Below are 7,023 nucleotides of genomic sequence, written 5' to 3'. Positions count from 1 at the left end.
TGGACGCGGCGGCACGGCCGGTGCGTTCGGTCGTCCCGGTGGTGCTCCGCGTCGCGGCCGCAAGTCGAAGCGGCAGAAGCGGCAGGAATACGACTCGATGCAGGCACCGGCAGTCGGCGGTGTCCGGCTGCCCCGCGGCAACGGCGAGACCATCCGGCTCGCCCGCGGCGCCTCGCTGTCCGACTTCGCGGAGAAGATCGACGCGAACCCGTCGGCACTGGTCCAGGCACTGTTCAACCTCGGCGAGATGGTCACCGCCACTCAGTCGGTGAACGACGAGACCCTCGAGCTGCTCGGCTCGGAGATGAACTACGTCGTCCAGGTCGTCAGCCCCGAGGACGAGGACCGCGAGCTGCTCGAATCGTTCGACATCCAGTACGGCGAGGACGAGGGCGGCGAAGAGGACCTGCAGCAGCGTCCGCCGGTGGTGACCGTCATGGGTCACGTCGACCACGGTAAGACCCGACTGCTCGACACGATCCGCAAGGCCAACGTCCGCGAGGGCGAGGCCGGTGGCATCACCCAGCACATCGGTGCCTACCAGGTGCTCACGCACCTCAACGGCGAAGACCGGCTCATCACCTTCATCGACACCCCGGGTCACGAGGCGTTCACCGCCATGCGTGCCCGCGGTGCGAAGTCGACGGACATCGCGATCCTCGTGGTCGCCGCCGACGACGGTGTCATGCCGCAGACGGTCGAGGCGATCAACCACGCCCAGGCGGCCGACGTGCCGATCGTGGTCGCGGTCAACAAGATCGACAAGGAGGGTGCGAACCCCCAGAAGATCCGCCAGCAGCTCACCGAGTACGGCCTGGTCACCGAGGAGTACGGCGGCGACACCATGTTCGTCGACATCTCGGCGAAGCAGGGCCTGAACATCGACCAGCTGCTCGAGGCCGTGCTGCTCACCGCCGATGCGGCCCTCGACCTGCGGGCCAACCCGGACATGGAGGCCCAGGGCGTCGCGATCGAGGCTCACCTCGACCGCGGTCGCGGCCCGGTCGCCACCGTCCTGGTCCAGCGCGGCACCCTGCGGGTCGGCGACTCCATCGTCGCCGGCGACGCGTACGGCCGCGTGCGCCGCATGGTCGACGAGCACGGCGAGGATGTCCTGGAGGCTCTGCCTTCGCGTCCGGTCCAGGTCATCGGCTTCACGTCGGTGCCCGGTGCCGGCGACAACCTTGTCGTCGTCGAAGAGGACCGCATCGCCCGGCAGATCGCCGACCGCCGCAATGCGCGCAAGCGCAACGCGTTGGCCGCGAAGAGCCGCAAGCGGATCTCCCTCGAGGATCTGGATGCCGCGCTCAAGGAGCACAACGAGCTCAACCTCATCCTCAAGGGCGACAACTCGGGTACCGTCGAGGCCCTCGAAGAGGCGCTCATGGGGATCGAGATCGACGACGAGGTGCGCCTGCGGGTCATCGACCGCGGTGTCGGTGGTGTCACCGAAACCAACGTCAACCTGGCTGCTGCCTCCAACGCGGTGATCATCGGCTTCAACGTCCGTGCCGAAGGCAAGGCGACGGAGCTGGCGAACCGCGAGGGTGTCGACATCCGCTACTACTCGATCATCTACCAGGCGATCGACGAGGTGGAGAAGGCCCTCAAGGGCATGCTCAAGCCGATCTACGAAGAGGTCGAGCTCGGCCGTGCCGAGATCCGCGCCATCTTCAAGTCCTCGAAGGTCGGCAACATCGCGGGTTGCCTCGTGCAGTCCGGCATCGTCAAGCGCAACGCGAAGGCACGGTTGCTCCGCGACAACAACGTCGTCGCCGAGACCGTCACCATCTCGTCGCTGCGCCGCGAGAAGGACGATGTCACCGAGGTCCGCGAGGGCTACGAGTGCGGTATGACGATCACCTACTCCGACATCAAGGTCGGCGACGTGATCGAGGCCTACGAGCTGCGCGAGAAGCCGCGCGACTGACGGCACCGCCGTCGGTATTCACTGACGGCACCGCCGTCGGTGACATCTGACGGCACCGCCGTCGGTGACATCTGACGGCACCGCCGTCGGGGCGGCGGGCGAGCAATCGTCCGCCGCCCCGACGTGTCAGCGCCCCGCTTCCCGGGGTATCCGCGCCGGGAGTCCAGACAGGAGGTCCGGTGTTCGTAGGCGCACTCGAACTGGATGTGCTGCTCGGTGACGTGCACTCGCTCAAGGGGAAGCGGTCGATGATCCGGCCGGTCCTCGCGGAACTGCGACGGTTCGGGGTCTCGGCCACCGAAGCCGGGCATCAGGACCTGCACCGCCGCGCCCTGCTGGGGGTGGCATCGGCCGGTCCCGACGTCGGGCACGTCACCGACATCCTCGACCGGTGCGAACGCCTCGTCGCGGCCCGCCCCGAGTTGCAGTTGCTCGCGGCCCGCCGAAGAATTTTCGGTCCGGAAGACTGACCGGACCCCACATACGACACAGCCGCCCGCGGCTGCACACGACAGCCGCACCGCGGCTGCACACGACAGCCGCACCGCGGCTGCCACACGACAGCCGCACCGCGGCGAGGAGAGGAAGCGACTGACATGGCCGATCCAGCACGGGCCCGTCGTCTCGCCAAGCGCATCGCCACCATCGTGGCCACCGCGATCGATCACGAGATCAAGGATCCGCGGCTCGCGTTCGTCACGATCACCGATGCGAAGGTGACCGCCGACCTGCACGACGCCACCGTGTACTACACCGTGCGCGGAGCGGACCTCGACTCCGAGCCCGATCTCGCCGCGGCTGCCGCCGGCCTCGAGAAGGCCAAGGGAGTGCTCCGGACCAAGGTCGGCGCCGGGACCGGTGTGCGTTTCACACCCACCCTCACGTTCGTGACCGACACGGTGCCGGACACCGCCCGCCACATGGAGGAACTGCTCGCCCGCGCCCGCGCCGCCGACGAGGCGGTCGCCAAGGCCCGCGAAGGTGCATCGCCCGCCGGCGAGGCCGATCCGTACAAGGAACCGCGTGAGCGAGACGCCGCCGGCGACGAATAGAACCGTCATGTCCGACATCACCTCGCCCGACAGCACCCCGTCCTCGACCACCGTGGATCTCGGCGGTGCCGTCGAGCTGCTGGATGCGGCGACGTCCGTGACGGTGCTGTGCCACGTCCAGCCCGATGCGGACACGCTCGGTAGCGGCCTCGCGCTGGGGCTGGCGCTCGAACGCCGCGGTGTGTCCGTGCAGGTCGCGTTCGGATCGCCCGACGCCGTGCCCGACTCGATGCGGGAGCTGCCGGGTCTGCACCTGGTGACGCCCGCCGCGGAGGTGCGGGAGACCGTCGACCTGCTCGTCACCGTGGACTGCGGCACGGCGGGGCGCCTCGGACGCCTCGCGCCGCGGCTGCACGGCGCCGCGCGCACGCTCGTCATCGACCACCACCGCTCGAACACCCGGTTCGGCACCCACGACCTCATCGAGCCGGAGGCCGAAGCGACCGCTGCGGTCCTCGCCGACCTCTTCGACGTGTGGGGCGTCGAGATCGACGCGGATCTCGCGCACTGCCTGTTCGCCGGGCTCGTCACCGACACCGGATCGTTCCGGTGGGGCCGGGCGAGCTCGCACCTGCTCGCCGAACGGCTCCTCACGACCGGCATCGACGGCGCCCGCATCACCCGGCAGCTGCTCGACACCCACCCGTTCGGGTGGCTGCCGATGCTGTCGGCGGTGCTCGCGACCGCGACGCTCGTCCCGGAGGCCGCCGGCGGCCGGGGGCTCGTCCACGCGACCGTGCTGCGCGGAGATTCCGCGCACCTGCGCTCCGAGGAGATCGAAAGCGTCATCGACATAGTGCGGACCACCGCCGAGGCCGAGGTCGCCGCCGTGTTCAAGGAGGTCGGTTCCGGGGTGTGGACGGTGTCGCTGCGCTCGAAGGACGGGATCGACGTCTCGCTCGTCGCATCCCGGCTCGGGGGTGGGGGACACCGGGCCGCGGCCGGGTACACCGCTCACGGCGATCGCACCCAGATCGTGGCGGAACTGCGTGACGCCCTCGGCTGATCGCGCCGCGTCCCAGGCTTCGGCGAAACGGATCCTCGGGCTCGCTCTGCCCGCGTTGGGAGTACTCGCCGCCGAACCGCTGTACCTGCTGTTCGACATCGCCGTCGTCGGCCGGCTCGGTGCGCTGGCCCTGGCCGGGCTGGCCGTCGGCGGGCTTATCCTCGCGCAGGTCAGCACCCAGTTGACGTTCCTGTCGTACGGAACCACTTCCCGGGCCGCCCGGTTCCACGGTGCCGACCGCCACGCCGACGCCGTCGGTGAGGGCGTGCAGGCCACGTGGCTCGCGCTCGGTGTCGGCGCCGTCGTGCTGGTTGTCGGGCAGATGCTCGCAGGTCCGGTCGCCGGCCTGATCGCCGGGGACGACGACATCGCCGGATCGGCCGTGTCGTGGCTGCGCATCGCCCTGTTCGGGGCCCCGTTGATCCTCGTCACCCTCGCCGGGAACGGGTGGATGCGCGGCATCCAGGACACCGCGCGGCCCCTGCGCTATGTCGTCGTCGGGCTGGCGTTGTCGGCGGTGCTGTGCCCGCTGCTCGTCCACGGACTGCTCGGTGCACCCCGATGGGAACTGGCCGGTTCGGCCGTCGCCAACGTGGTCGGACAGGCGGTGTCGGCGGCATTGTTCCTGCGGGCACTGCTGCGTGCGGGAGTGCCGCTGAAACCGCAGCGCACGATCATCGGCGCGCAACTGCGGCTCGGACGCGATCTCGTCGCCCGCAGCCTCGCCTTCCAGGCGTGCTTCCTCTCGGCCGCCGCGGTCGCCGCGCGCTTCGGGGCCGCCGCGGTCGCCGCGCACCAGGTGGTGCTGCAACTGTGGAACTTCGTGGCGCTGACGCTCGATTCGCTCGCGATCGCCGCGCAGGCGCTGGTCGGGGCGGCGCTCGGATCCGCGGACCGGAGCGGCGCCCATCGTCTGGCGTGGCGGATCACGGCCTGGTCGACGGTCTTCGCGGCGGTGCTCGCGCTGCTGTTCCTGCTCGGCAGCGAGGTGATTCCCGGTCTGTTCACCGACGACGACGCGGTACTCGACCGGATCGGTGTCGCGTGGTGGTTCTTCGTGGCGATCATGCCCGCGGCGGGCGTGGTGTTCGCGCTCGACGGGGTGCTGCTCGGCGCCGGCGACGCCGCGTTCCTGCGGACCGCGACGCTGGCGTCCGCGCTTCTCGGATTCCTGCCGCTCATCTGGTGCTCACTCGTGTGGGACTGGGGTCTGGCGGGAATCTGGACCGGTCTTACGGTGTTCATCGTGTTTCGGATGGTGGCCGTCGTGTGGCGGACGCTGTCGGGACGATGGATGGTGACGGGAGCGGACCGGCAGGTGCGGTCCCTCGAGCAGACGGAAGCGGAGGGGTAGAGCCGGTGGCGAAGCTGTGGGCGGTCAGCGACATCCATGTCGGACACAAGGGCAACCGGCCCGTCACCGAGGACATCGTCCCGGAATCACCGGAGGACTGGCTGATCCTCGCCGGGGACGTCGCCGAGAAGAGCGACGACATCCGGTGGGCGCTGAAACTGCTGCGCAGCCGCTTCGCGAAGGTCATCTGGGTGCCGGGCAACCACGAACTGTGGACCACGGCGAAGGACCCCGTGCAGATGCGTGGCGTCGCCCGCTACGACTATCTGGTCACCATGTGCCGGGAACTCGACGTGATCACCCCGGAGGACCCGTTCCCGGTGTGGGAGGGCGACGGGGGACCGGTGGTGCTGGTTCCGATGTTCCTGCTCTACGACTACTCGTTCCTGCCCGAGGGAACCACGACGAAGGCCGAGGGGCTCGCGCTGGCGCGGGACCGCAACGTCGTCGCGACCGACGAATTCCTGCTCGCCCCCGACCCGTATCTGACGCGTGACGCGTGGTGTCAGGCACGCCTGGACCGGACGCGGGAACGGCTCGACGCGCTGGATCCGGCGCTGCCGACGGTGCTGATCAATCATTTCCCGCTGGTGCGCGAGCCGACCCGGATGCTGTTCTACCCGGAGTTCGCGCTGTGGTGCGGCACCACCGACACCGCGGACTGGCACCTGCGCTACCGGGCGCTGTGTTCGGTGTACGGCCACCTGCACATCCCGCGCACCACCTACTACGACGGGGTGCGGTTCGAGGAGGTCTCGGTCGGTTACCCGCGCGAATGGCAGCGGCGCGGCCTCCCCGATCAGGTGCTTCGGCAGATCCTGCCGGTCCCGGACTATCCGCCGGGCACTCTGAACAAGTGGGGCGGGCACTTCACGGTGACACCCGAGATGGAAGCGGAAGTGGAGAAGATGCGCGCACAGCGGGCGAGGGAACTGGAGCGAGCGAAGGGACTGCGGTGACGGAGACCACGCGGAACATCCCCGACGCGTCCGAGACCCTGATCGGACGGATACTGCCGGACGGCGTCGTCGCCGCCGAACTGTTCGAGGACCCGCCGGGTCTGGCGCCGCACCCGCAGGAGGAGGCGCTCATCGCGAAGGCCGTCGAGAAGCGTCGCCGGGAGTTCATCGGCGCACGGCACTGCGCGCGGCAGGCGATGCGACGGCTCGGCGTCGATCCGTCGCCGGTCCTCAAGGGCGAGCGAGGGGTACCGCTGTGGCCGCGCGGGGTCGTCGGCAGCCTCACGCACTGTGAGGGCTACCGGGGTGCCGTGCTCGGATACTCGTTGCAGGTGCGGTCGGTGGGTATCGACGCCGAACCGCACGACGTGCTCCCGGACGGGGTGCTGCCCGCGGTGAGCCTCGAACCGGAACGGGACTGGCTCGCCGCCGCCTCCGACGACGACGTGCACTGGGATCGTGTGCTGTTCTGCGCGAAGGAAGCCACCTACAAGGCGTGGTTCCCGCTGACCGGCCGGTGGCTCGGTTTCGAGGACGCCCACATCACGTTCACCCGCGACGACAGCGCGGCCGGCGCGGTCGCGTCGGGGGCGTTCCGGTCGCAGCTGCTCGTGCCCGGCGACACCCGCGACGGAGCGCCGGTGTCGAGGTTCGACGGCCGCTGGCTGGTCGCCGACGGGCTGGTGCTCACCGCCATCGCGGTGCGCTGAACCGGAGGTGGC

At 69.8% G+C, this 7,023-nt stretch carries 7 protein-coding genes; all 7 read left to right on the top strand.

Features of this window, described 5'->3' with window-relative positions; all coding sequences use genetic code 11:
• Positions 1-1,930: translation initiation factor IF-2 (gene infB / locus ACN675_RS17935; protein ID WP_420752118.1), on the top strand; the 1,930-nt coding region annotated here is incomplete at its 5' end.
• 179 nt (positions 1,931-2,109) lie between these two features.
• Positions 2,110-2,400 (top strand): DUF503 domain-containing protein, encoded by a 291-nt coding sequence (locus tag ACN675_RS17930; RefSeq protein WP_248676658.1) that lies wholly within the window; start codon positions 2,110-2,112, stop codon positions 2,398-2,400.
• A gap of 126 nt (positions 2,401-2,526) precedes the next feature.
• Positions 2,527-2,982, top strand: coding sequence for a 30S ribosome-binding factor RbfA (gene rbfA, locus ACN675_RS17925; RefSeq protein WP_197254958.1), 456 nt, complete (start codon positions 2,527-2,529; stop codon positions 2,980-2,982).
• 7 nt (positions 2,983-2,989) lie between these two features.
• Positions 2,990-3,988, top strand: a complete 999-nt coding sequence (locus ACN675_RS17920; RefSeq protein WP_420752123.1) for a DHH family phosphoesterase — start codon at positions 2,990-2,992, stop codon at positions 3,986-3,988.
• Positions 3,972-5,342, top strand: coding sequence for an MATE family efflux transporter (locus ACN675_RS17915; protein ID WP_420752117.1), 1,371 nt, complete (start codon positions 3,972-3,974; stop codon positions 5,340-5,342). The genes ACN675_RS17920 and ACN675_RS17915 overlap by 17 nt, the downstream gene beginning before the upstream one ends.
• Positions 5,343-5,347: 5 nt before the next feature.
• Positions 5,348-6,301 (top strand): metallophosphoesterase family protein, encoded by a 954-nt coding sequence (locus ACN675_RS17910; RefSeq protein ID WP_420752116.1) that lies wholly within the window; start codon positions 5,348-5,350, stop codon positions 6,299-6,301.
• A gap of 38 nt (positions 6,302-6,339) precedes the next feature.
• Entirely contained in the window at positions 6,340-7,011 is a 672-nt protein-coding gene (gene npt, locus ACN675_RS17905) for a 4'-phosphopantetheinyl transferase Npt (RefSeq protein ID WP_420752122.1), read from the top strand.
• Positions 7,012-7,023 lie beyond the last annotated feature (12 nt).

Origin of the sequence: Rhodococcus sp. O3 (assembly GCF_048897285.1) — a bacterium.
Lineage (GTDB): Bacteria > Actinomycetota > Actinomycetes > Mycobacteriales > Mycobacteriaceae > Rhodococcus.
This window is presented reverse-complemented; position numbering and strand designations above follow the sequence as displayed.